Below are 25,045 nucleotides of genomic sequence, written 5' to 3'. Positions count from 1 at the left end.
CGGCGGTTTGCGCAGGCAGAGCGAAGAGCCAAAGAAAGATGTCGAAAGCGCGGCGCATGCCGAGCTGATTGCCGATTACCGGGTGCTCGAGAAGGAATACGACCGCTAAGATGAATTTTCGGTAGTGAACTATGCGGTTCCTGGCAGTTGGAAATCGCGATGGACAAGGACGGGGCCCGGGCGCTGATTTTCGAAGCGGATGAGTTTGTACGGGCAGGGTGTTCGTGACGAGTGTCAGATTCGCCAATTTGGACGCTGATTGGATGAGTTGAAGGACATTATCAAGATAGTTGGGCTCTCAAACCCGATCCGGGTAGAGAAGCTACCGGCGGCTATTGGCCGACGAGAAAGGTGACCCCCGGTACAGCCGTATCCCCGCCGCGATGGCCACCCGCGGTGAACCGCTTGTTGGCCTCTATCGCAAAACGGTCGACGAGAACCTGATCCGAAAAGATCTATCCTTTGGCGAAATGGCGCAGTTTGCGCTGTCCTATGCACGCGACGAGGGCATCGATGCGACTGAGGCAGTCCTATCACTCCATGCCTCAGCTCTAAAACAAAAGAGGACCTATATCCGGCAGTTCGCTCGCGTACTGGAGGCTCTTGAGGGCGCCGTGCTCTACCCCGAAGCGAGTTCCTCGCGCCTTAGGGCTGGACCCTCTATAAGCTAATTGAGGGGCGTCCCGAACTGGCAAAGGATATTTGGGAACGCCTAAATGGGCATCCCGAAAAGAACAAGGATGCCGAGTTGAGATCGGCCCGGGATACGCTGGCTGAGCCGAAAAATGCAGGTTCAAAGGGGGGAAAACGGCGTCCAGAACCTCTCCTGAGGATGGGCCTTCCGGCAGGTGAAGCGCAGATGACCGCCTTAGATGGGAAAGTCGAGTTGCTCTTATAGCGGGACTTCTCAGCCATTCCAAAGGCGCAGCTTTAGCAAGTTATTGAAGCGTTCATGACACTGCGAAACGCTAATATCTGACGAAACTGCATACTGCGACCTTTCCCGCTGATGTTATAACATACTATGTCATGACTAGGACAATGCCTTTGTTCGCTTAGCATTCCTTAACCGACCGAGCCAGGGGAGCGCGGTATGAGTGAAAAGAGCATAGTGATTGTCGCGGGCCAGGGGGCCTGGGCAAAGGCAGACAACAATTCTTGTCTTAGGCTGAGGGCGGCTCTCATGCGATAAGGAAGCCGCTGTCCGGCACCTATGTATGCCGGTCAGCGGCGGGGGACGGATCGGGACAATTCAGGTCGTGCAAGGACCGAAAAGCAGTGTGATCACCCTCGTCTTTTCTATCGACCTGAACGGATACCGGGGCGCGAGGCCCGCATGACAAGACGAGGTGAGGAAAAGACAAATGTACAATATCATTGGAATCGACGTTTCGAAAGACTGGCTGGACGCCTGCTGCCTATCGACCACAGAACATCGGCAATTTGCCAATGATGGGCGCGGGCTTCGCGCACTTCGTCAGTGGATAGCGACCAACCGCGCATCTTTGGTCGTGTTCGAAGCGTCCGGTATTTATCATCGGCGGCTAGAAGACAGCCTTTCCACCGCGACCATACCGTATGCCAAGGTCAATCCAAGGCAGGCCCGAAGGTTTGCTGAAGCGACAGGAAAGATAGCAAAGACTGACCGGGGCGACGCGAGGATCTTGGCCAGAATGGGCGCAGTTCTGGAACTCAAAGCCCAAACGCCTAAGGCGGAATATCTTAACGCTCTCAGAGAGATGGCGACCGCCAGACGGGGGCTGATTAAGGACCGCGTGACGGTCAAAACACGAATGCAAACGACCACTCAAACGCTTTTGAAACGCCAGTTGAGGGAACGGCTGACCCAGGTTGAAAAGCACTTGGAGCAAATCGACAAAGCGATCACGGAACTGATCTGCCATGATGATCAGTTAGCTGAAAAGTTCGAAATCCTGACCAGCGTTCCCGGCATCTCTAAAGTGACGGCATTTTCGATGCTTATCGAAATGCCAGAACTTGGAACCATGAGTGGGAAACAGGCCGCATGTCTTGCTGGCTTGGCTCCGATCTCGCGCCAATCGGGGAAATGGCAGGGCAAGGAACGCATTCGGGGCGGGCGAGCATTCTTCCGTCGAGCCATGTATATGCCTGCGCTCTGCGTGATCCGGCATGACCTGAGTGCTAAGCGGAAATACGATCAACTCGTTCAGGCAGGAAAGCCACCCAAAGTGGCACTCACAGCCATCATGCGAAAGCTTGTCGTCGTTGCAAACGCACTTCTCAGAGATGGCCGCAAATGGTCCGAAAGCTGCGCTTGATCAACACGGATACTGCTTTGGAAACGGCCGAACACGTCGCGGCTCAGAAATGGGCTCTCATCGCGTTGTTCACCTTGAAGTGCCGGTGCTGATCAAATTGCTGATGGCATTCTTAACAGATGCGATCGCAGAATACGCGCCTGATCATTGGTTGGGCTTTGGCGCTGCGCCCGGGGGGCTGCGGCATTCGAATTGAATGCGCTCGGAGGTTTCGCGCGCGAAACCTCCTCCAACTCACGGACCAAGTGGGTTTTGCAGGCGGTTCATAAAGCAGGCGTTATCGACTTAAGATGAGGCCGTTGCACTGCAGCTTTCGGGTTCACTGCAAGACCTTCCCGCGTTCTTTTTCCGCGATTTTAAGGTTTCCCGACCACTTGGCTGTTGAGGCCGATTTCTCCGGGCAAGCAATGTTTTTGTAACACAGCTGGGACGGATCGCGCCTCTACAGAGAGGTGAGCTATGAGCGAGAATAGAGATAACAGGGCGCGGCACGTTTCGGTCCGCGTAACACAAGCGGAGCGAGAGACGCTTCAGCGGCGAGCGGGGGGCAGGGCGCTTTCGGACTACATCCGTGGGAAAGTGCTTGGCCGGAATTCGCGTGCGCCATTGGAACTGGTGGAACGCCAGACCCTCAGGCGGTTGAGCGAGGTCGGTGATTTGGTCAGCAACTATGCCGAGCATGTTGCGACGAGCGACACGCTGAGGCGCCGGGAGGTTGTCACTTTTCTGGGCGGGGTGGAGGACGATTTACAGGCGCTGCGGCTTTCGATCCTGCGCGGCGGAGACGGGGGCGACAATGGCGATTGCTAAGATTTCGCGCCCGCGCCGTGCGGGCCCGACGCTGCGCTATCTTACCGGTCTTGTTGATCATGCGGGCCGCCCGCGCGGTGTCGTTTCTGTTGTTGCAAGCACGGTTGGTAAGACGCCTGAGGGGGCTACCCGTTTTCTGGGGGCGGTTGCGGCCCTGCGGCCGAGGTTGAGGCGCCATCTCTACCATGTGTCGATTTCCGTGCCGCAAGATGACCGGGCATTGTCCGAGGCCGACTGGGCTGCGATCGGTCGGGCTTGGTGCGAGGGGATGGAGATCGAAAACTTCCTGATCGTTCTGCATGATGCGCATATTCATATTCTGGGATCGCGGATCCGGCTGGATGGAACTGCAGCTCCAGACCAATGGGATTACCGGCGCAGCGAGCTGCTGCTGCGCACAATCGAAACCCAATTCGGGCTCGCGCCCACGCGCTCATCGCATCTGGTGGATCGGGCTCGAGGAGTGCCTCACCAGCGCGCGCGCACGCTGAAGGAGATTCACGCGGTCAGAAGGGATGGGAGGTCTCACAAAGACTTCATACGCACGGCGATCGATGAAGCACTCGCTGAAGGGATTGACGCGGTGCAATTGAGAACAGTTCTGGCAGAGGCTGGCGTCGAGATGGTGCTTGAACAGGCCGCAGATGGCGCGGGCAGTGTTTTGTTCGGTTTCCAGGGGCGGTTGTACGGCGCGCGCAGCTTGGGGCAGGGGTATCGCTTGACCAATCTGCTTGTCAGAGGTTTGCAGCTTGGCGGGCCTCAGAATGCTCGGGCGCAGCTGCCAACGCCCCCATGGGCGCTCGATGAGGGGGTGAGCCGCAACAAGCCACAGGGTATAGGGCATCACGAAGACGCGGTCCGGCGGCTGCGTGGTTTTGGCCGAGAGGCCCATCAGGTCATTGACCGTTACAGAGCCCGTGACGGGGCGCAGCACCCGTCACCCGGTTCTGACCCCTCTGGGGCGGGGCCAGAACCGGAGGAGAAGCCTCCAGATGTCAGCTAGCGGCGTGATCGCAGCCTGATCTTTTGCCCCCGCCCGCCGAGGCGGGAGGGCTCACCTGGGCCAGTTTCATATTTCTGGGAGATCATATTTTATTTCATATTTTCGTTGTTCTCGATCCAATCTCTGATCATTCGGCGGATCATTTCAGGCCGTGTGGGCAAGTCGTCCTCTTCTTTCCGAAGGTTATCTATCTTTTTTATGATATCGTTATGGAGCCTGAGCATAATGCCGGATGAATCGACGGGAGGGCGGCCTTTTTTTACCATTTTACAATAGTTTCTCTCATTTGGAGTTGACTTATTGATATAATGGTATCATAATGAAGCGAGCAAGACAAGGGCGGCAACCCTTGCCTCGCTCTGAACACAACGATCTAAACAGGAGATCATTATGCCTAAAGACTATTTTAACGATCACATTGAACGAGCGACAGGCGAAACTTCTAAAGCCTCGCCGCAATCTTTGATGTTCGAGCGCTTGATCAGCAACCTGCAGTCGACGCTCGAAGAAGAGGTTTTCTTTGACGATTCCGATTGGCCGAGCGGTTTTGATTGGCACCATGAGGCCGATGCCGTCTGGGAAGGCCTGGCGGATGAGGCCACGTTGCTCGCCACCTTCCGGACACGCCGGCCTGCGGATCGTTTGCTGTGCCGCGCCGCGGGAGTGATCCGCCGCGCCATTTGGGCCAGCTCGCCGGTGGAGCTTAAGGCGGCGCGGATTAATCTGGCAAAACTGATGCAGAACCCGGCCGCGCCTGGCATTTACTTTATGCTGGAGGAAGCGGAGCTTTGTCTCGAGCAGATGGCAGAGCGCGCAGAGGCTGAAGACCAAGAGCCCCCGCAAGCCGATCTCGGTCTTTCGCCAGAGGCCTAACCCTTCAACGTTCTCAGATTTCTGTCCCTGACCGGCGCCGTGACGGCAGCCGGTTGGGTGATCTATTGCTATTAAGGAAGACATAGGATGACCCACCAACCCCTTTTGGATGGGCTCGAAGAGGTGTTTCACGCCCCTTCGAGCGAGTCCCATCACGACCTGCTTCAGTTTCCAAAACTCGATGCAGAGACCCTGCGCTATCACGGCAAGAAGTTTGGTCGGGCCGGCGAGTTGCTTGTTGAAAGCGTGTTCTTGAGCCTCGGGGTGCACTGCGTCGGCGTGGCAGAACATCTGCCTTTTGACTGCGTCGTGTTTCTCGAGCAGGGCGTTCTTCGCGTCCAGGTCAAAACCGCCACACGTCAGCGGGCTGGCTGCTTCAATTTCAACGTGTCGCGCGGATACCACCGTTCTCCGGGCGGCGTGCGCGGCTATGCGGAGAATGACTATGATCTGCTGGCGCTCGTTTGCCTGTCAGAGAACGTGGTCAAGTTTTCCGCAGATCGCCGCCGCGCGCAGGTTGTCGGGATTGAGGAGGTTGAAAGGCTCAGGCGTCAGCCCGGCGCAAGTTTCGTGGCTGCGTTAAGCGCGCTTGGGGTGGATCAAATGGCCCCAGCCCCTGCCGGCCCTGTGCCATTTTGCTATTGAAGGGAGCGCAGAATATGACCGAGATCTTGAACCAACGGCCGCTTTTTCCGAGCGTATTTTCTGCTTACCTCGCGCGCTCCACTGTTGCCGCGCTGCGCGAGAGCGCTCTGTCTGAGTGGAAATCGAATGCAGAGCGTTTTTATGATTATGGAGATGAGGAGGCTGACGGAGAAGCCTCCATTGACCTCTTGCAGCCGCCCCTGCGCCAAGTTGTTGAAGATGATATGCGGCGTAGCCCCGATGGGTTCGAGGGGCGACCTGCGGCAGAAACCATGACCGCTGCTGAGATCGAGCGGTGTTTTGCTGCTGGTGACGACCCTTGGGCATGTGCTGACCTAGAGGTTTCTCCGCTTTGGGAAATCAATCCCAGGCCCGCCGCTGTTCTGGGCACGATCTTAATGTGCGCCATGGTCGAAGACGAGCAGGCTTTGGCAAAGATTTTCCGACCGGGATGCATCACCTTAATTCTTTGCCCTTCAGGGCAGATGCGCTCCCAGCTTGAGAGTGTTGCGACCGAAGTTCTATCGCATTGGCAGGGGAGGCCGCCTTGCCCATCGAGCCAGCAGGCGGCGCACCATGTTTATGAAAGCGGCCCAAGCATCGTGGCGTCGGACCAGAAGCGCAGGGTTCCAAAATTCCGGCAGGCGATTGATAAAAGTCTGATGCGGCATGTGCCTGTGGTGGCAGTCTGCGGTGCGAAGAACCAGCTCTCGCCCGAGCAAGAAAGCCTCGTGCATCAAACTTTCCGCTGGCCTGGCATTTCCCCGGCGGCTGTTATCGAAGTGCTGCGGTGCACGCATAGCAATACCCGGCAACTTGCTGAAGATGAACTGCTCAGACGGCTGCCAGACGCGGCCGCGCTGCGGCGTCTCGAGCCGTTGCAAATTGCTGCAGCCTTCGAAGAGGCGACGACCCTTCGTGTGGCGGATCGTCTTTCGCAGATTACAGCCGCACAGAGGGGAGGGCTCTCCATCACTTTGGAGGACGTCCAAGGACTTGGGGGTGCAGTAAGACCTCTAGAGCAAATGCTGGCAGACCTTACAGATTGGCGAGAGGGCAGGGCGGTCTGGTCAGAGGTTACGCGCAGCATTCTGATGTTCGGGCCCCCCGGCACCGGCAAAACGATGCTCGCGCATGCATTGGCTGGTTCTGCCGGGATTCCGATTGTCGCAACATCATATTCCGACTGCCAGCGACACGGGCATCAGGGCGATATGCTTGCCGCTCTTTCTGCGGCCTTTGAGCGGGCTGCTCAGCAGGCACCGTCGGTTTTGTTTATTGACGAGATCGATAGCTTCTCTGAGCGCGCTTCTGGCAAGCAAAGTGACGGCTACCTGCGCGGGGTGGTCAATGGACTCTTAGAGCAAATCAACCATGCGGCTCAGGTGGAAGGACTTGTCCTGCTCGGTGCGACCAATCATCTGCAAGATGTGGACGCTGCGATCATCCGGAGCGGGCGGTTCGACGTGAAGTTGGAGATCCCCCTACCGAACCGTGCCGGACTTCTGGGAATTCTCGCCGCTAAATTGAAGCTCGAGAAGGACTCCGAGTTGGACCTGCGCGCAATCGCAGACCGCCTTCTCGGCGAACCGGGCGCCACCGCCGAGGCAATTGCGCGTGATGCGCTTGGCAAAGCGCGCGCGGAACGGGCCGCATTGGCGCAGCGACACTTGGAGGCCGCGGTAGATGAGATCGCGCCCCCGCTTAATCCAGCCCTGCTGCGCCGGGTTGCCGTCCATGAGGCGGGACATCTGATCGCGGCCCTATTGTCGCCCTTGCCGACCCCTCTTGGAGCTTGGGTAACGGCGCGCGGTGGGCAGGTTACGCCAGCCCCTCTGCCTACGATCACCCCTAAGCTTGCGGAGGCAAAACTCAGGATGTGCCTTGCAGGCCGCGCAGCAGAGAGATTGGTGCTGGGCGAGGCGGCCAACGGTGCCGGGCTTGGGGCGGCCAGTGACCTTGCACAGGCAACCCGTCTGGCTTTGGAGATGGACCTGAACTGGTCGTTCGGGAGCGCGGACTTGGTTTGGCGAGATGCGCGCCAGGTGGATTTTGACCGGCTTCCTCTCAGCACGCAGCGGAGGATCGAGGCACAGCTACAGCATGCAGACATGGCTGTAAGCAATTTGCTCGCAAACAACCTGCATGGTCTCAACCGGATCGCCACTGAACTGATCTGTCGAAGGGAACTGACCCAAAGCGATTTGAATGAGCTTTCCAAAGGGATGCTGCCTTCGCCGAGCTTTGAAGGCCCGCCCTCCGAAGGGGAATGTCTGGGCCATAGGGCGTAATGCCGACGCTCCGTCCGGTGGGCGGAGGGTCTTCTTTGTAAGACCATACGCATCGTACATCTTCGGCTGGTTCCTGTGAGCGCTCTGGCGGACCGTTGAATGCATGCGGTGCTCTGCGTCTGTGCTTTGCGGAGGCTAGTAGGCAGATCGCTCATGCCACCAGGCTCTGTGTTGAATGCTCACCCCCGGCTCTGAAACCCCGTGTCGCATGGCGGATTATATCCTCATGTGCAGCTGGACGGACGATGACGTCTCTGAACGCCCGTTGATTGATGTAGCAATAATCGCGTTGAGCGTGGATCAGCCGCCAGCCGTCGTGTACACGCCGCAGAACAACAAAGGTCGTGATGCTTCTGCCAATCTGTGCGCGTGACGCTTTCTTCCCGCCAGGTCGGTACCGCACCAAGGTGCCGGCTCTGTTTTTGACTTTAATACCATGGGCGTCCAACAGTTCTTCGAACTCTTGGGCGAGAGCAATCAGCCTATCGGCGCAAATGGTGTTGGCCCATGCCTTGCCGTTTACCTGCCCGAGCGCTGTGGCCAGCTTAGAGTGCATCGCCAGTTCAAGGTCGCGCTTTACGCGCTCGTTCTGCGCGATGGTGGTATGAAGCGCGTCAATCTGCTCAGGTGGCAGTGACGTCAGGCAATCTTTGGTATTGTGCTGCGCCTGATCGCGTTTGGCTTTGAGGACCTCAATCTGCGAGGTCAGTGCGCAAATCTCGTTGTTAAATTTTTGGCTCGTAACGACATAGTTCATAGTTCAAATTCCATTATAAGTGTTGTTGTGGAAGAGGCCGCCGGCACCTGTGCTACGCTGGCTCTTCCAAAACGGAATATAAACGAACGCGTTTAACGGATGATTAAAATGGGCGGGCATTTGGGGGAGGGCGGCTTTTGCACGATCTCAAACGCCCCCATGCTGCAGGTCCGTTTGTGCCAGATATCCTGCGATCCGGCACGGATGTTTAGCCTTCCCCCTCTCAGTCGCAGATTGACAGATTTTAGGATCGCATGTTTGGCTTCATTTGCGCTCGGCGCTCGCCGCGTGAAGCAAGTAAGCTTGCTGTCCGGGCTCTGAACGAGCGTAACGTTCGAACTGTCGGGCGGTGTCGTGATATGTAAGGGTAGGCCACGCCCACCTCGGGTGGGGCTTCGTTTGGTTGGTCTATATGGTCGCTAGGAATAGGGGCCGGCGCTTTCGGACGCGGAGGTCCTTTTGGCTAGAATAACATGGAAAGAACCGGATCGAAGGCGTGGCGCAAAGCTTTGGTTGTTCCGGCCGATCTGTTGGTTGCTAGGACATGGTATCTATCAAGCTGATGGCGAGAGCTGGATGGAAGCTGAACTGCAATGCCCCAGATGTGGGTGCAGGTTCCTCCGCTAGGAACCAAAAACCGCAGCAGTGTTCGAGCCCCAAGCATCGTGGCGCCGCTTGGCCGCTCGCTCGTCGACGCAGCCGGTCAGCTATGCCCGCAGTGGTCAGGTTGCAAGTCCGAGCACTTGGCTCGTCTTTTTCTCTGGCTTCGATTAAAGCAGTCAATGTATAAACCTTTGACAGTACGTCAGGAACCAGATGACAAACTTCATAATCGGCGATCCGCGTATTGTTTTTATTCACCTGCCAAAGACCGGCGGGACTTCTGTGCGGGATGCCTTAGGCAAACTCGAAGGGCGTTATTTTGGGCATGTACCAGAGCGGTTTCGCGGACGACCTGGTCTTGCGGTTGTGCGTGAGCCTAAGGCCCGATTCCTATCAGCGTTTCGGATGTTCAAGTTCGGAAACAAGCTTGAAGGAGACTATTATGCTGAGCCGCGCTGGCCTGACCTTACAATTTCTAAGGCGCTTGATGTGCTTGAGGACCCATGGGTCGGCTTTGACCGAAGTCACCGAGACCTAGCTTGGAACTTCAAACATCATATTATCCCGCAAACCCACCCATTCAATTGTCTCTTCTATGCAGATACCATTCTGAGGTTTGAGACCCTAGAGGTGGATTTTGCAGCATTCTGCTCGGGACTAGGATTGGCCACACAGTTGCCCCGCTTGCGCGCCTCTCGTGGGGGGCAAAAGCATGAAGAGACTTGGAACGCTGAAGATGTAGCGCGGTTCATGCTGCTCTTTGAACGGGACTACCGAATATTGAACTACGCGACCCCCACGGCGGTCGGTAAGAAGGGTATCACTGAGCTCAAATCTATAAAGCCTAAAGAAGACACGATATATGATCTTTGGTCTGTCTATTTTTCTGATCAAAAGGTCTTTGTCGCGGCGGTTGCCGATGCGCTACCGGATGCAAACTGTGCACTTGAGCCTTTTGCCGATGAGATCATTCCAGGCGCTCCCAGTGGCCCTTGGGCGGGGCGATCGAAAGACTTGATCGCACATTTCCGGAAACTTCAGCCTGAATTCGCGGGCGCCTCTCGTCTTTCGCATCTGCTGGCTTGTACAATTGTGGTGCTGCGCAGAGACCCGAACTGCGAGAAGGCTCTGGCGATTTTTTGGCGCATTCTGGACGAGCAGTTTGAGGTGATCCGATCAGAACTATCCCTGCGGTGGCTGGTGTCGATTGCCGATACGATCGCGGATTTTGGGCGGAGCTCGGGGGAGCGTGCGGTCGGCATGAGCGCCAGTATCTACGCCAATACTGCCAAGCTGCATGAAAGTGATCTCAAGCTCTTCTATCCGAAGCGGCCTTGGCCGCCCCGTAAGCGATTTACATCAGGAGGTGAGCTCTTTGATGGAATGCTAACCTATTGGGTGGAGAAAGGCGATATGATCGACAATATGTTTGCGCGGTCCATGAGGGTAGCGGCTTTAGAGCCGACAGCTGGAAAGGTTCTAATGGAGGTTATAGAGCGGTTGAAGCTCGGTCCCACTGTTTACCGGCGATTCAGCCGGATATCGGGCGTGACAGCAGCACCGATCTTAGACGATAAGATCAAAGATCGATTGCAGCGGATACTCAAAAAGAATGGTTGAGCGCGGTCGTTCGAACTTTACCGGTGATGATTTGGTAAAGAAGGGATTTGATTTGACCTTGGTCATGTTCGAGGCTGATATGATCAGGGGTTTCATATGAATAAAGGGCGCAAACCAGAGATTGTATGTATCGGGGCGCAGAAGGCAGGTACGTCTTGGCTGCATGTGACCTTGGCGACAAGAAGAGACATCTGGGTCCCGCCCTTCAAAGAGCTGCACTTCTTTGACCACAAGTTCATTGCGGAGTGTCGTCGGTGGGCACCTTGGCATGTCAGGCAAGGACTGCAAATGGCCCGAGACCGTCATCTTGCCACTACGGTATCGCCCGATGAGACCTATCTAGAGTACCTTGATCGCCTCCAGACCGCGCCGATTTTAAATGGCACGTGGTATAAGTACATATTCTCTCGAGCTGAGGTCGACCAAAAATGCTTGGACGTTACCCCAGAGTACTCTTGTATTCCAGACGAGGGGGTGGACTTCTTCAAGCGGTTCTTGCCGCGTGCAAAGCTGATTTACATCATTCGCAACCCCCTGGATCGCCTGAAGTCCCAATTGCGTATGAATGCGCACCGTAAAAAAAAGTTACCGTCTTCATCAAAGGAGTGGGAGGACTTGTTGGACATGCCGGCGCTTCAGACGAGAGGTGACTACCTCAGCAACGTACCTCGTTGGGACGCACGGTTTGCGCCAGAAAAATTGCTATATTTGCCGTATGGGAGAATTGCGAAAGATCCTCTGGGGACGTTGCGCAAGATCGAGCAGCATTGTGACCTACCTCCTGTTGAGTATCCGCAAGCAAAGGAGAGGGTCCACCAGACGCAACCGTTGCCACTGCCTGAACATGTCGTGGCACGGCTAAAAGCAATAGCAGCCCCCCAGGCTGCCTTCCTTCAAGATCGTTTCGGCAAGGCCTTCTACGAGGAGACTTAAGGCTGCTTGGTCAACGTCGTCACAACGTAAGTGAAATAACGGCCATGGGCTCGCTCTAGACGATCCTTGTAGGCAGAGAAAACGGCCATCTTTTGAGTGCATCAAACTTAGGCGCGTCGACGCCGTGACCTTTGGGTACTAAGATATGAAAAGTGAGCTCCGGCGTTCCCAACCGGGCTTCGCCGATCAGTCTCGAAGCGCGGGCAAGCCTACGCCTGTGGCTTCAAACCCACCATCGGAGGCCACCACTTGCCCAGTGACATAGCTCGCGCGGTCGCTTGCGAGAAAACATATGACATGCGCGATCTCTTGCTCGGAGCCGTAGCGGTTGAGAGGGATCGCCTCGTGATAGGCTGCGCGTATTTCAGGCGAATGAACCGCTAGCGCGAGTTTTGTGTCCACCGGCCCGGGGCAAACACAGTTCGCACGGATCCCGACTTCACCGAGCTCTGCTGCTTGCTGTTTGGTCAAATGGATCACCGCGGCTTTGGATGTGCCATAGGCGACCCGCAGCGTTGAGGCGCGCAGACCGGAGATCGAGGCGATGTTGACGATTGAGCCGCCTTGGGCAGAGAGCAGAGCAAGGCAGGCTTGAGACATTAGAAATACGCCGTCGAGGTTGGTCTCCATGACGCGACGCCAGCGGGCGAAATCGGTCTCGGCCAAGGGGCCGAAATCGGCGACGCCTGCGTTGTTGACCAGAATGTCGAGGCGCCCGAAAGTTTGCTCCACCTCTGCAACGGCCTGTGCGACTTGCTGCGGGATCGAAACGTCACAAGTAATGGCGAGCGCCCGGGGGAGGGTGGCCGCTGCCACTGCCAGCTCTTCCGCATCGCGGTCGAGTATGACAACGCGGCGGCCTTCGGCGTGGAGAAGCGCGGCGGTAGCAAGGCCAATGCCGCGGGCGGCACCGGTGATCAGGGCAACGGTATCGTTCATTTCAGTACACCGGGGAGGAAGAGTGAGAGGGCAGGGGCCGCCGCCACGATGGCGAGGCCGATGACGCTAATTGCGAGGAACGGCAAGGCGGCGCGGGCGATATGCTCCAAAGGTTGGCGCGTGATGTTTGCGGCGACGTAGAGATTGATTCCGACGGGCGGGGTGATCAGGCCGATGGCGAGATTCACCATCACCAGCACGCCGAACCAGACAGGATCCCAGCCAAGTTCGCGCACCACCGGTAGGAAAATCGGAAGGGAGATGAACATGACCGTCACGGGATCCATGAACATACCTGCGATTAGTAGGATCAGCATGATGACCATCAAGATCACTCCCCCGTTCTCCGACAGGCCGAGCAATTGGTTGGAGTATTGGCCGATGAGATCTTCTACCGTCACGACCCACCCGAACAGACTGGCATAGGCGACCACCAACATAACGACAGCAGAGGAGGCGGCGGCTTCGGTTAGGGCGTCGTAAAGGGCGCGGATGGTGAGCGTGCGGTAGGCAAAAGCGCCCACGGCGATGGCATAGACTGTAGCGACGAGGGCGGCTTCGGTCGGGGTGAAGATACCGGAGTAGATGCCGCCAAGGATGACGACCGGGGTCATCAAGCCCCAGAAGGACTCGCGGAAGCTCTGCCCAAGATCGCGCCAGTAGCCTTTGCTGGGCGGTGCGGGGGAGATTTTGTCCAGCTCCGCCCGGTTGGTCGATTTGATGAAGGGCAGGATGATCAGCATCAGCACGCCCATGAAGAGGCCGGGGATGATTGCCGCGATAAAGAGCGCGGAGATCGATGTCTCGGCAATAACGCCATAGATCACGAGGCCGATGGAGGGCGGAATGACGATCGAGAAGGCCGCGCCCGTGCAGACCAAAGCGGCGGCTGCGGCGCGAGGATACCCGTCATCTTGCATGCCTTTGATGATCATCGGGCCGATGGCTGCGACAGAAGCAGGGCCCGAGCCCGAAACAGCGCCCCAGAAAAGGCAGACCACCGTGCCGACGACACCCATGCCGCCGGGTAGGTTGCCGATGAGGATGCGAAAGAAACGGATCATCCGCTCGGCGATGCCGAGGGTGCCCATCAAGGTCCCTGCGAGGATGAAGAAGGGGATGGCGAGCAGGGCGTATTTCGCGATGCCGGTGGCGATCAGATCGCCTGCGAGGTCAAAGCCGAAGCCGATCTGCCACATGGCATACATGGCCGACAGGCCAAGCGCGAAGGCCACGGGGACGCGCAGCGCCATCAGCAGGAAGAAAGCGACGATCATTTGGGTGCCGGCACCCATGCTGGAGATATCAAACACCGGTTTACGCTCGCGGTTCTTGGCGCGTGGCGCGCCAGATTTCTGCGGCATGTTGCAAGTAACGAATGATGATCAGCGCAAAGCCGAAGGGCAGGCCGATCTGATACCACCAGGCAGGCACGCCGAGCGCATAGCTGCGGATGCCGCTGCCGATCTGGTTCATCAAGGTGGCCCAAGAGAACCAAGCGGAAGCCGCCAGAAGCAGGACCGAGAGGATTATCGACAGCAGAAACACGGCTCGGGCTGCAGGGCGGGGCAGGAAATCTTGAACGATCGTGACCGCCAGATGTTGCCCCCGCCGCGCGGCAATCGCTGCGCCAAATACGGTCAGCAGCAGAAAGCCGTTGGTCAACAGCTCTTCCGAGGCGGCGAAGGAATAATGCGTTGCATAGCGGACCACAACATTGATGAAACCGATCAGCGTCATGCCAAGAAACAGCACGGCACAGACGATCTTTTCAAACTCGTTTAGCAGAAATCGCATGGCTCTGACCCTCCCGGATCGGCGCGGCCCAGGTGCAGGGCCGCGCCGAAGCTTTAGTTCGCGGGTGTCGCGGCGATGGCGTCTTGGAAGCTACCGACGATGTCGGTGCCCACTTTGGCAGCCCAAGTGTCAAAAGCGGGTTTGGTCGCTTGGCGGAAAGCGGCAAGTTCCTCCTCGGAGGGCTCGTACACCTCCATCCCTTTGTCACGTAGGAATGCGATGCCCTCGGCAGTGCCTTCGCGGGTGATTTCGCGCTGATATTCCATGGCTTCGGTCGCGGCGGCGCGCATCTGCTCTTGGGTCGCCTCGTCCAGATCACCCCAGACTTCGGTCGAGACGCCGAGGAAGATCGGGTCATAGGAGTAGTGCCAAGCGGTCAGATGTTTTTGCACCTCAAAAACCTGCTGGGGAATGATCACGGCCCCAATGGGGTTTTCCTGCCCATCAACGACGCCTTGTTGAAGCGCGGTCATCGTCTCGCCCCATTGCATCTGCTGCGGGTTGGCGCCGAGCGCGTTCATCACGTCGATATACATCGGCCCGGCGACGCGCATGTTCAGACCCTTCATGTCTTCGGGGGTCTTGATTGGGCGGACATTGTTGGTGACCTCGCGGAAGCCATTTTCGCCCCAAGCCAGCACCTCGATACCTTTTTCGCGCAAAATGTCTTCGAGCAGTTTCGCCGGTTCGCCTTGGGTGGTCGCGTCCACCTGATCGTAGTTGGCATAGAGATAGGGCAGCGAGAAAACGGCCATCTCGGGCACCAAGGGGGTCACGTTGATCGCCGAGGTGACGACGAGGTCGAGCGCCCCGCGGCCCACCATTTCGGCCTGTTTCATCTGGTCGCCACCGGAAAGCTGCGCGTTGGGGAAGACGCGCACGTCATAGGCGCCGTCGGTTTTCTCAGACAGAAGCTCACCGAATTTTTCGGCTCCCTTGTGCCAGGTCGTGGTGTCGCCGGTGTTATGCGACAGACGCAGGGTGTCGGCGCTGACCGCGCCGGAGAAGACGGCGGTTGCGAAAATTGCGGCCAAACCCGCCTTTGAGATCATCTTCATAATAGTTCCTCCCTCATTGAGCCATAATGTGGAACAGAGTTCGTCGGCTCGGGCAAGATATTTCTTGCATTCAATGAGAGAATGCGCAGTTCTTTGTGTCTAAACCCCGGAATCCCGACGCAAGAGGTCCATATTATGAACGGCGGAGATCAGGCGACCCCCGCCAGCGGCAGTCAAGCGGTGGACCGTGCGCTGGCGCTTTTGCAGATTACCGGGCGCGGGGCCGGGCGAGGTGTGTCTTTGTCGGAGTTGATCGAGGCGTCCGGTCTGGGCAAACCCACGGTGCGGCGACTGATGCTTGCGCTCATTCGGCGCGGTCTTGTGGAACAGGACAGCGCCACGCGGCTCTATTTTTTGGGGGAGGAAAGCTATGTCCTTGGCACGCTCGCGACCCCGCGCCATGGGCTGTTGGAGATTGCAGCGGACGCGGCTGTGCGGCTTGCTCAGGTAAGTGGCGACACAGCCTTCGTCAACATGCGGCGCGGCTCGGCCGCGGTTTGCTTGCATCGCGAAGATGGGGCTTTCCCGATCCGGACCCATGCGCTTGAGACCGGCGCGCAGCACCCTTTGGGCATCGGGGCAGGGTCCCTCGCGATGCTGAGCGCGCTGCCGGATGCGGAGGTCGAATTAGTGCTCAGAGATAATGCTGAGCGGATGGCCAGCGACTACCCGGATTATGACGCCGACCTTTTGCGCAGTGATGTGGCGCGGACACGGGAGCGAGGTTTTGCCTTGAACCCCGGGCGGATCGTGCCCGGCAGTTGGGGCATTGGCGTGGCCCTTTCTCGCCCCGACGGGTCCGTGGCGGGCGCCATGTCGATTGCCGCGATCGAAAGTCGAATGCTGCCGCCGCGCGATGGTGAATTGGCCGAATTGTTGAAGCGCGAAGCGCGAGAAATTGAAATCCGGTTGGCGCGCAGGATGCCGCAGCCGGTACTGGAGGAGGATAAATGATGACGGACCCCTATATCGTGGGCTGGGCCCATAGCGCCTTTGGAAAAAGCGAGGCACCCGATACCGAGGCACTGATGGCCGAAGTGACAGGCCCGGCTTTGGCCCATGCGGGCGTCGAGGCCGAAGACGTAGATGGCATCTTTGTCGGTGTCTTCAATAACGGTTTCTCGGATCAGGATTTTCAGGGCGCGCTCGTTGGCATGGGGAATGAGGCCTTGGCCCGCGTTCCAGCCACACGTTACGAGAATGCCTGCGCGACCGGCTCCGCCGCCTTGCACGGGGCGATGGATTTCATCGCCAGCGGCCGGGGCAAGATCGCCTTGGTCGTCGGGGCTGAGAAGATGACCGCCACACCCGGCGCGGAGGTGGGGGATATCCTGCTCGGCGCGTCTTACCGGGTTGAGGAAGCGGGTGTTGGCGGTGGTTTTGCCGGGCTTTTTGGGCAGATCGCGGGCAGCTATTTCCAGCGCTATGGGGATCAGTCTGAGGCGCTGGCGATGATCGCCGCGAAGAACCATCACAACGGAATGCAAAACCCCCTTGCCCATATGCAGCGAGATTTCGATGTGGCCTTTTGCAATACCGTGTCCGAGAAGAACCCGCTCGTGGCTGGCCCCCTGCGGCGCACGGATTGCTCGCTGGTCTCTGACGGGGCGGCGGCGATGGTCGTGGCAGCACCCGAGATGGCGGCCCAGTTGCGGCGCGCCATTCGTTTCCGCGCCCGCAGCCATACCAATGAACCGCTGGCGCTATCGCGGCGGGACATCACCCGTTTTGACGGCGCGCGGCGGGCGTGGGTGCAGGCCTTCGCGGCAAGCGGGCTGACGCTGGACGACCTGAGCCTCGTGGAAACCCACGACTGTTTCACCGTGGCGGAGCTGCTGGAATACGAGGCGATGGGTTTGACCGAGCCGGGCCAAGGCAGCCGCGCCATTCGCGAGGGTTGGACCGCCAAGGACGGGCGGCTGCCGGTGAACCCCTCGGGCGGGTTGAAGTCGAAGGGTCATCCGATTGGGGCCACGGGCGTGTCGATGCATGTCATGGCGGCAATGCAGTTGATGGGCGAGGCGGGCGGCATGCAGATCCCCGGTGCCGAGCTTGCCGGGGTGTTTAACATGGGCGGGGCGGCGGTGGCCTCCTATGCCTCGATCCTTGAGCGGGTGGCGTGATGCAGCCCGTCTCTACTCGCGTCATGAATCTCTCGCAGTTTTTGACTGAATCAGCTCGGCGTCATCCTGAGGAGATTGGGCTGGTCTGGGGCGAAGACATTTGGGCTTGGTCCGAGTTGGAAGCTCGCGCCACGGCCTTCGCCGCTGCCCTGCGTGACCGCTATGGCATGCGCAAAGGTGACCGCTTGCTGGTGCAATCTGCCAATTGCAATCAGATGTTCGAAGCGGCTTTTGCCTGTTGGAAGCTCGGTTGCGTTTGGGTGCCCGCCAATTTCCGCCAAACGCCTGAGGAGGTCGCATGGCTTGCCATGTCTTCGGGGGCCAAAGGGCTGTTGGCGGGGGCCGAGTTCGACGGTCATATCGCGGCTTGCAGGGATGTTGACTTCACCGTCACGATCGGTGGTGAGGGGGAGGGTGATTACGACGCGCTTGTGGCCGAGTTCGCTGCGGTGCCGGTCACCGTGGCCGAGGTGGATCGCGACGATCCGGCCTGGTTCTTCTTTACCTCCGGCACGACAGGCAAGCCGAAGGCGGCGGTGTTGACCCATGGCCAATTGGCGTTTGTGATCACCAACCATTTGTGCGACCTGATGCCGGGCACCGGGCCGGACGATGCCTCTATCGTGGTCGCTCCCCTGTCTCACGGGGCGGGTATCCACCAGTTGACGCAGGTGGCCCATGGGGTGAAAACCATTCTCCCTAGTGGGAAGAAGTTCGACCCCGATGAGGTTTGGCGCTTGGTCGCCAAGTGGCGTGTGACGAATGCCTTTACCGTGCCGACGATCGTTAAGATGCTGGTCGAGCATCCTTCGGTTCATGAGCATGACCATTCCAGCCTGCGCTATATGATCTATGCCGGGGCGCCAATGTACCGGGCCGACCAAATCCGCGCGATCGAGGTTTTGGGTCCCGTTCTGGTCCAGTATTTCGGCTTGGGCGAGGTCACCGGCAATATCACCGTCTTGCCCCCGGCACAGCACTCCGCCGATGATGCCATGATGCGGATCGGCACCTGCGGCTTTGCGCGCACGGGGATGCAGGTTCAGGTGCAGGATGCTGCGGGCAAAGAGGTCGCTCCAGGCGAGACTGGTGAAGTGGCCGTGATCGGACCGGCGGTTTTTGCAGGCTACTACAACAACCCCGAGGCCAATGCCAAAGCGTTCCGCGACGGATGGTTCCTGACCGGCGACCTAGGGCATATGGATGCCGAAGGTTTTCTCTACCTTACCGATCGAGCGTCGGACATGTATATCTCGGGCGGGTCCAACATCTACCCGCGCGAGATCGAGGAGAAGATCCTGCAACATCCGGCCATCAGCGAATGCGCCGTGTTGGGAATGCCGGATCCGACATGGGGCGAGGTCGGGATCGCCGTCTGCGTCGCCCAAGGGGCCGCGCCTGAGGCCGATGCGTTGCTCAGTTGGCTGCGGGACAAGGTGCCGCGCTACAAAATGCCGAAAACCGTTGTCTTTTGGGATGAGATGCCAAAGTCGGGCTACGGTAAGATCACTAAGAAGATAATCAGGGCCGAGCTGACTAAGCGCGGGGAGCTTGCGGGTGCCTGAGGCAAGACGGGTACAGCATCCTGGACGGCCAACGCCTGCGCGTGTCAGCGCCGTACCGTGTCGTGCAACACGCCGTCGGGTGAAGTTATCCGCGGGATTGACCCTTATGCAGGCCATGATCGACGCTGCTGATGGTACAGGCGCTTGGTTCGACTTGACTGACGTATCGACCGAGGTACTCACCTTCGTTTGTCCCGCACCGGCTTCTGATGACAGCCATGTAGCGTGGTACAGTGATGAGAAGGTTTTGCGCAACGCGATAATTCGCCAAGCCGGTGCGCATTTAGGGCGTCGGGAAGGGGAAGCGTTTGCGCATGTTCATGGCCTTTGGGCTGACGCAAACGGACACTGTCATGCGGGTCATCTTTTATCGGAGAAAACTGTTCTGGCAGTTGATCACATGGTGGATGTTTGGGCCCTGGAAGGGGCGATGTTCGAAAGTACACCGGACCATGAAACAGGGTTCATCTTGTTCCACCCAAACGGTACTGGCCAGGTGGACAACCCTAATGCAGTCCTGGGAACAATTCGACCAAACGAATTGCTTAACGAGGGAATCGCAAAATGTGCGGCGACCGCAGGACTGTCCGGAAGTACCGTAAAAGGTCTGGGCAGTTTGGTCGGCACCAGACTGAAAGGCCAGTCAGCCCTGAACGATATTGCCACTGAAGTCCTGCTGGTTGGTTCTACAGCCCAAAACGTAATTGCAGTCGGCTTTGATGGCGCACCTATCTGCGGAGAGTTGTCACCGCTCTTGAACCGAGTCTGCGTAACTTTTGAGGTTCTTTTGGTGTCGCAATCGGATTGATATGAACAAGGATGCGTGTTGCATAGGCAGACCCTAGGCTGCCTTACTTCAAAATCGTTTCGGCGCGGTTTCTTACGAAGAGACTTGGAGAGGAGCCCGGGCCAAGCCTTTGCTTAATTTTGCGCCTTAGCCTGGTTACGCTTATCACCCAATAAGGGTAACTTTCGGCATGGCTGCAAGGGTCGTAAGGTCGAGTTCATATTGCACATCCATACGGGTTTGAAGGTCTTCATCGAGCTGGATAATCTTGCTCAGCAGCTTTGCATTCTTGAGCTGCTGGCATGCATGTTGCGTGGTTGCGGTTCGTGTTTTGCGATCAAGATGATCGCCATCTATGCCCAAAAGAGCTGATAAGAACGGCAGCACAACTTTGTCTGGTTGTTCAAAATTCCAAACTGTGACCTGTGCTCTGGGGCAAGCCGCTGTGATGCGAGAAACGAGATTGGCCCATGAATGCACTGGGGCCGAATTATCAGAGCGGGGCGGCGAAAAATCGTCATCGGCAAGCAGCGCCGCCCAGCATTCAGCTTGGGGTGCTATGGCCAGATGCAAATTGAGCCTGCGATCCGAAAAAGCGCGATCGATGTTCTGAACCCGGCGCTTGGCTTTGGGGAACATGGTCCTTTTGGTAAGCATCTCGCTCACAGGCCCCAAAAGTGCGTGCTCGCTAATGACAATATGCTCAAACCCATCAAGGGCCGTTCTGCTCAACACGGGCTCTACTGCATCGTTCAGTAGGCCTAAGTTGTCGGTGGCGATCATCGATGATCGAAGGTGTTTAACGTATTCGTTGCGCGATACTGGCTTGATGGAAGTGCTTTGTAGGACTTTCCTCAAATGGCCCGATATGTTCTCCGTGAGAGCCATGGCAACTCGGTTTGCCCCGAAATGGACGGAAGCTGATTTGGGGCTAGACATCATCAAGCTCTAGGAACCCATGCTCGGCAATCGTTTCGCGGCCTTCAGCAATTGCTTTAGCTGCCATAGCTTGTTGAGTGGCTTGGTAAATAAGAAGTTTGTATTTCAGCTCTAGTGCAGCCAAGCCCGGTTGCAGTCGCGTTAGCTCATCGTCGGTAAGGTTTTTTGCCGCCGCGTCGGAAGCGATGATCGCGCGAAAGAGGTCTGCAACCTCTGTCAATCTGGTCGCAACAAGGTCTCGATCTTCTGCTACGACATTATCTACCTTGATAGAGAACGCGTTTGCTTCTGTGTCGATGCTTAGCTTGAAGCTCATGGCCATTTCCGTAAGTTGCGCTGCCCGTGGCATATTTTCTAACATGGGGTGGATGGCCTACGCCATGGGTTTCTCGCGGGGGATAAGAAGAGATAGCAGGCTAAGCGGGCGGTTAGAAGTTGCTCGTGCGAGACTTCTGGGTGTGATGCAAAGCAGGAAAAAGGCTTCAGCTGAGGTGCGGCGTGAAGAGTGGCTGTGAGGAGACTTCGACATTTTCTAGTTCTATCGGTTTGGCCCAAATGTGATGGGCCCCTGTCGCGCGGTGTGTTTAGCGACGGAAGCGCCCGAAGCCCTTGAAACGGCTGCCAACGCCTTACCCAAAGCTTTTCCTCAGACAATTGTTGATATTGTGAGTAGGGCGGTCATGGACCGGCTTGATGGCCTGAAATTGCGTAGCACGGCCTGAGGCAAGAGAACTTACGCAAACAGCAGGTGCAATGGGGAGAAGAGGGTGGGGTCTGAAGGGCTACGCTAACTGGTCCATTGCGTGGGGAGTTCAAACAGGTCGATAAACCTGCGGCACAACTCCGTGTTGCCGGTGATTTCGGTGTCGACCGTATCCGGAACCTCGTCGCCGTAAAACACTACCGCAAGGAGCGGGGCAGCGGGGGCGGTAAAATGCAGGTCGGGGGTGTCAATTTCTCCGCGTGTCACAGGCATCGTACCATTTTGTAGGTGGGCGGCGAAGTTGGCCGTACCGATGGAGAACTGAACCACAGCTGTCATGCCCTCTGCGGCCTCGACATTAAGCATTGTTCTCAGCGATAGCATGAAAGAGGCCGGCGACAGGGGCAGCGTAGGGTCGTGCATTGGCGAGGCTGCGGCCCAACGGCCCAACTCGTTTATGATCGGTTCAGCGGCATATCCCCACTCCGTCAGCCCATAGAGTTTTGTTGGCACGGGTTCTGGCGCCGTTGACCGGATGATCACGCCATGCGCCTCAAGTCCATTGAGTCGTTCGGTCAGTACTTTGGCGCTTAATCCAGGAAGGTTGGCGCGAATATCGCTAAAACGACGTGGTCCGAACATCAACTCCCGGACGATTAGCAAAGACCAACGTTCGCCCAGCAGTTCCAATCCAAAAGCGGTGCCGCATGCGTCCCTATACCATCGCCCATGAGGGGATCTTGCAGGTTTGGTTTCTTTTCGTAATGACATAGTTGATTTATGTAACCTGCGCATCTTAACCTGTCCATATCGGACCTGCGAATCGTGGAGGTTGCATCAAAAAACCCTCCCGGTGCCAGTGTTCACAGACAGTGTCGTTCATGCTGCATGATGGCGCAGTCCATAACCTAAAAGGGAGATAAACCATGACCTATATCGCCGGGATCTTGACCCCCGTCCCAAATGAAAACAAAGAGGCCTATGTCGCAAGCGTTCGCAAGGCTTGGCCGCTGTTCAAGGATTACGGTGCCTTAGAGATGGTGGAAGCCTGGGGCGACTACATCCCAGAAGGCGAATATACGGACTTCAAAAGCGCCGTGGCACTAAAGGAAGAGGAGACTGTTTGTTTCTCTTGGATCATCTGGCCTGACAAGGAAACGCACGACAAATGCGGCGCCAGTATGCAAAGTGATCCGCGCTGGCAGAATATGGATATGCCCTTTGACGGCAAGCGCATGATGTGGGGTGGGTTTACCCCAATCGTTGCAGAAAAGGCCTAAGTTGTCGCGCTTGACCATCGGGTATAGCCAGCACCAATAATAGTAAATGGTTCTAGGTACACTAGGCAACAATTGCCCAAAATAAACGTTGCTTGGTGAAGCCTACACAAGCCACCAATGGCATTGGCTGTCAAGTCTCGGGTGGGGACTTTAACGAGTGGCATATTCAGCGCTCTCACCCTCGGGGTGACGAGGGCCTTGCCAACGGAGGTCGACAAGGCACTCTTTACCGATCAGAAACTTGCTTAAGGCTCACGACCAGTAAGTCATTATACGCGCAAACAGGTAAGCTCCGCTAGCCGAACAATAGTGCATGATAGCATTCGCGGTTTCGGTCTCCCCATTGAAAGGGGGATGAGAGTTCCTTTAGTTGGCAATGCGCATTGCATCAGGTGGGGTGCCATTGGCTACTTGGGCGCGGAACCAATTTGGCTGGCGACCTTTTCCCGTCCAGGTTTGGGTGGTATTTTCTGGATTGGCATAGACGGGTTTTGACGGCTTTCGCGTTGCTTTGGCTTTGGCTTTTTTTGGTTTTGCGGTCTCAGTGTCTGAAATTTCTCCCAGAGAGAAGCCGAATTCGGCGGCGGCTTTCGCTGCGGCCTTCTTCGCGTCCCGATGGTCTCGGGCACGCGCTGCTTGGAGGGCCTTTTTAACATCGCCCAGATGTTTCTCGAGTTCTTTGCGAGACATGGACTTCAGTACAGACTTTTCAATCATATTGTTCTTTCGTTCGCGCGGTTTGGTAAGGTTTTGCTTCCACTTCATATGCTTGCGATGCAGTTCATATCAAGTCGGAATTGTTTTCTAATGAAATCGACTCAGGATAGTTTTGTTTTGGATGGCCGAATGGCAGCTATTGAACGTTCCTGACTGGATCGTTTGCTCCTTTCAGTTTGTATTCCCTAATTCAGCCTTTAACGAATCGTGGGGTGATGGAGCATTTGTATTGCGCAGTAGTGCTAAACCGCTGAAGTGTAGCTATCTTCCTATTTTTTGTGGGTGTCTTTAGGCGCCTATGTATTTGTTTTTATTGAAGATGTACGTCTTTGTAGTGCGTATTGGTAGAGCTGCGCATCGCGGTGATGATATGCAAGAAAGCGCTCCCGCAAGTGGTCGTAGGTATGGGCGGCCTTGGGGCGGGGTCCTGTGTTTTGCACGAAGGGTTTTAGGGGGCGTTTGATCAGCTGCGAGAGGGTTGCGAGGTCTCGCGTGAATGTTTCAGTTACGCCGATAAAGTCTATTCTCTGCCAGGGCAGGCCTTTTAAGAACATGGACTGATAGTTGCGCAAGGCAGGGTGGAACAGGTAGGTTTCTAGGTCCCAATTTTCTGACAGGACGGTTCTGACCAGTGGGTCTGGCATGGTGTCTGGATCGAAGGTTTGCCAATAGAAGTAGTTCGAGACGGCCCTTGCGAAGGGTTCGCGCACCCAGGTGATGTAGAATGGCTTCCGCCAAGTGAGCGCGCGATGGTATTTTTGGGCTGGAAAGTGGCCATGTACCAGCTGGACCGATTTTGGGAGTTGGGTGAGGTCTTTTCTGTAGCGCCAAGCCAGCTGAGGCAGGTTGAGCGAAAGCCATTTTTGATGCGTTCCGAGGGGCTCTACGCCTTGCGCTGCAAGGAGGGCGTGATCTCGTTCGTGCTGATAGTCAAATTGGATCTCATTTGGGGAGAATGCGTGTTTTAGGGAGCTAGCAAAGCTTGTGCCCGCAGTTTTTGGTATATGAACTGATACGTAGAGCATGTGGGAGTAGCCATTGTGTTGCGAGGCGTTCGTCATAGCCTAGGTTGTGCGCTTCAGAAAGACCGCGGCCTGCTGTCGGTAGGGGGGTGAGGATTGGCGCTTTATGCATGGGCGTCACTCAATCATTCAGGCCCTTAAATTGTGCCCAAAGTTGGGCTGGCCGGGCGCGATGTAGTCGTGCATAGATAAAGCCTGTGGGACCTGCGCTTTGTTTGTGGGCGAGAATGGGATGGGTTCTGGGCGTCTTTTATCGGCAACGTAGGAGGCCCGCCCTGGG

General features: G+C 57.0%; 24 protein-coding genes. 14 read left to right on the top strand and 10 right to left on the bottom strand.

What is annotated here, in order from left to right; genetic code table 11:
- Window positions 1–335 precede the first annotated feature (335 nt).
- The 7 genes from J7392_RS21980 (at window position 336) to J7392_RS21945 (ending at window position 7,922) form a co-directional block, all read left to right on the top strand.
- The gene (locus J7392_RS21980) at window positions 336–671 is read left to right on the top strand and encodes a hypothetical protein (protein ID WP_209219443.1); all 336 of its coding nucleotides are present in this window, start codon (window positions 336–338) and stop codon (window positions 669–671) included.
- Between the two features lie 693 nt (window positions 672–1,364).
- Window positions 1,365–2,300 (top strand): IS110 family transposase, encoded by a 936-nt coding sequence (locus J7392_RS21975; protein WP_209219442.1) that lies wholly within the window; start codon window positions 1,365–1,367, stop codon window positions 2,298–2,300.
- Between the two features lie 459 nt (window positions 2,301–2,759).
- Entirely contained in the window at window positions 2,760–3,110 is a 351-nt protein-coding gene (locus J7392_RS21970) for a hypothetical protein (protein WP_209219441.1), read from the top strand.
- A complete protein-coding gene (locus tag J7392_RS21965; RefSeq protein WP_209219440.1) occupies window positions 3,097–4,113 on the top strand; it encodes a relaxase/mobilization nuclease domain-containing protein in 1,017 nt (338 codons plus the stop codon). Before J7392_RS21970 ends, J7392_RS21965 begins: the two co-directional genes overlap by 14 nt.
- Window positions 4,114–4,503: 390 nt before the next feature.
- The gene (locus J7392_RS21955) at window positions 4,504–4,986 is read left to right on the top strand and encodes a hypothetical protein (RefSeq protein WP_209219438.1); all 483 of its coding nucleotides are present in this window, start codon (window positions 4,504–4,506) and stop codon (window positions 4,984–4,986) included.
- Window positions 4,987–5,073: 87 nt separating this feature from the next.
- The gene (locus tag J7392_RS21950) at window positions 5,074–5,631 is read left to right on the top strand and encodes a hypothetical protein (protein WP_209219437.1); all 558 of its coding nucleotides are present in this window, start codon (window positions 5,074–5,076) and stop codon (window positions 5,629–5,631) included.
- Window positions 5,632–5,645: 14 nt separating this feature from the next.
- On the top strand, window positions 5,646–7,922 hold the full coding sequence (locus J7392_RS21945; protein WP_209219436.1) for an AAA family ATPase: 2,277 nt from the start codon (window positions 5,646–5,648) through the stop codon (window positions 7,920–7,922).
- 151 nt (window positions 7,923–8,073) lie between these two features.
- Here J7392_RS21945 and J7392_RS21940 read toward each other — a convergent pair whose 3' ends face one another.
- Window positions 8,074–8,679: a hypothetical protein gene (locus J7392_RS21940; protein ID WP_209219435.1), complete on the bottom strand. Its 606-nt coding sequence runs from the start codon at window positions 8,677–8,679 to the stop codon at window positions 8,074–8,076.
- An 816-nt stretch (window positions 8,680–9,495) separates the two neighbouring features.
- Here J7392_RS21940 and J7392_RS21935 point away from each other — a divergent pair.
- A complete protein-coding gene (locus J7392_RS21935) occupies window positions 9,496–10,902 on the top strand; it encodes a sulfotransferase family 2 domain-containing protein (RefSeq protein WP_209219434.1) in 1,407 nt (468 codons plus the stop codon).
- 96 nt (window positions 10,903–10,998) lie between these two features.
- The gene (locus tag J7392_RS21930; RefSeq protein WP_209219433.1) at window positions 10,999–11,835 is read left to right on the top strand and encodes a sulfotransferase; all 837 of its coding nucleotides are present in this window, start codon (window positions 10,999–11,001) and stop codon (window positions 11,833–11,835) included.
- Window positions 11,836–12,021: 186 nt separating this feature from the next.
- Here J7392_RS21930 and J7392_RS21925 read toward each other — a convergent pair whose 3' ends face one another.
- The 4 genes from J7392_RS21925 to J7392_RS21910 are packed head-to-tail and all read right to left on the bottom strand — an operon-like array spanning window position 12,022 to window position 15,629.
- Window positions 12,022–12,774 (bottom strand): SDR family NAD(P)-dependent oxidoreductase, encoded by a 753-nt coding sequence (locus J7392_RS21925; protein WP_209219432.1) that lies wholly within the window; start codon window positions 12,772–12,774, stop codon window positions 12,022–12,024.
- Window positions 12,771–14,138, bottom strand: a complete 1,368-nt coding sequence (locus J7392_RS21920) for a TRAP transporter large permease (protein WP_247744713.1) — start codon at window positions 14,136–14,138, stop codon at window positions 12,771–12,773. Before J7392_RS21920 ends, J7392_RS21925 begins: the two co-directional genes overlap by 4 nt.
- Window positions 14,092–14,571: a TRAP transporter small permease gene (locus J7392_RS21915; RefSeq protein WP_209219431.1), complete on the bottom strand. Its 480-nt coding sequence runs from the start codon at window positions 14,569–14,571 to the stop codon at window positions 14,092–14,094. Before J7392_RS21915 ends, J7392_RS21920 begins: the two co-directional genes overlap by 47 nt.
- A 53-nt stretch (window positions 14,572–14,624) precedes the next feature.
- Window positions 14,625–15,629: a DctP family TRAP transporter solute-binding subunit gene (locus J7392_RS21910; RefSeq protein WP_209219430.1), complete on the bottom strand. Its 1,005-nt coding sequence runs from the start codon at window positions 15,627–15,629 to the stop codon at window positions 14,625–14,627.
- Window positions 15,630–15,764: 135 nt separating this feature from the next.
- On the opposite strand from J7392_RS21910, the gene J7392_RS21905 reads away from it, so the two are divergent.
- From J7392_RS21905 to J7392_RS21890, 4 genes are all read left to right on the top strand, one after another.
- Window positions 15,765–16,583: an IclR family transcriptional regulator gene (locus tag J7392_RS21905; RefSeq protein WP_168613277.1), complete on the top strand. Its 819-nt coding sequence runs from the start codon at window positions 15,765–15,767 to the stop codon at window positions 16,581–16,583.
- Window positions 16,583–17,752, top strand: coding sequence for an acetyl-CoA acetyltransferase (locus J7392_RS21900; protein ID WP_168613280.1), 1,170 nt, complete (start codon window positions 16,583–16,585; stop codon window positions 17,750–17,752). Before J7392_RS21905 ends, J7392_RS21900 begins: the two co-directional genes overlap by 1 nt.
- Before the next feature lie 23 nt (window positions 17,753–17,775).
- The gene (locus tag J7392_RS21895; RefSeq protein ID WP_247744717.1) at window positions 17,776–19,317 is read left to right on the top strand and encodes an acyl-CoA synthetase; all 1,542 of its coding nucleotides are present in this window, start codon (window positions 17,776–17,778) and stop codon (window positions 19,315–19,317) included.
- A gap of 106 nt (window positions 19,318–19,423) precedes the next feature.
- On the top strand, window positions 19,424–20,125 hold the full coding sequence (locus tag J7392_RS21890) for a hypothetical protein (RefSeq protein ID WP_168613279.1): 702 nt from the start codon (window positions 19,424–19,426) through the stop codon (window positions 20,123–20,125).
- Between the two features lie 144 nt (window positions 20,126–20,269).
- On the opposite strand, the gene J7392_RS21885 is transcribed toward J7392_RS21890, so the two are convergent.
- The 3 genes from J7392_RS21885 to J7392_RS21875 all read right to left on the bottom strand — a co-directional run bounded on the left by J7392_RS21885 (window position 20,270) and on the right by J7392_RS21875 (window position 22,517).
- Window positions 20,270–20,887, bottom strand: coding sequence for a hypothetical protein (locus J7392_RS21885; RefSeq protein WP_209219429.1), 618 nt, complete (start codon window positions 20,885–20,887; stop codon window positions 20,270–20,272).
- Between the two features lie 148 nt (window positions 20,888–21,035).
- Window positions 21,036–21,359 carry a hypothetical protein gene (locus tag J7392_RS21880; RefSeq protein ID WP_209219428.1) on the bottom strand — a complete coding sequence of 108 codons (324 nt, stop codon included), beginning with the start codon at window positions 21,357–21,359 and terminating at the stop codon, window positions 21,036–21,038.
- Window positions 21,360–21,830: 471 nt separating this feature from the next.
- Window positions 21,831–22,517, bottom strand: a complete 687-nt coding sequence (locus tag J7392_RS21875) for a winged helix-turn-helix transcriptional regulator (protein ID WP_209219471.1) — start codon at window positions 22,515–22,517, stop codon at window positions 21,831–21,833.
- 155 nt (window positions 22,518–22,672) lie between these two features.
- On the opposite strand from J7392_RS21875, the gene J7392_RS21870 reads away from it, so the two are divergent.
- Complete coding sequence (locus J7392_RS21870; RefSeq protein WP_209219427.1) at window positions 22,673–23,026, top strand: DUF1428 domain-containing protein; 354 nt, start codon at window positions 22,673–22,675, stop codon at window positions 23,024–23,026.
- A gap of 366 nt (window positions 23,027–23,392) precedes the next feature.
- Here the strand turns inward: J7392_RS21870 and J7392_RS21865 are convergent, their stop codons facing one another.
- Both J7392_RS21865 and J7392_RS21860 read right to left on the bottom strand, forming a co-directional pair.
- Complete coding sequence (locus J7392_RS21865) at window positions 23,393–23,791, bottom strand: H-NS family nucleoid-associated regulatory protein (RefSeq protein WP_247744711.1); 399 nt, start codon at window positions 23,789–23,791, stop codon at window positions 23,393–23,395.
- Window positions 23,792–24,039: 248 nt separating this feature from the next.
- The gene (locus J7392_RS21860) at window positions 24,040–24,768 is read right to left on the bottom strand and encodes a sulfotransferase family 2 domain-containing protein (RefSeq protein WP_209219426.1); all 729 of its coding nucleotides are present in this window, start codon (window positions 24,766–24,768) and stop codon (window positions 24,040–24,042) included.
- Window positions 24,769–25,045: the final 277 nt, after the last annotated feature.

Source organism: Sulfitobacter sp. R18_1, assembly GCF_017743915.1.
Classification (GTDB): domain Bacteria; phylum Pseudomonadota; class Alphaproteobacteria; order Rhodobacterales; family Rhodobacteraceae; genus Sulfitobacter; species Sulfitobacter faviae.
This window is presented reverse-complemented; position numbering and strand designations above follow the sequence as displayed.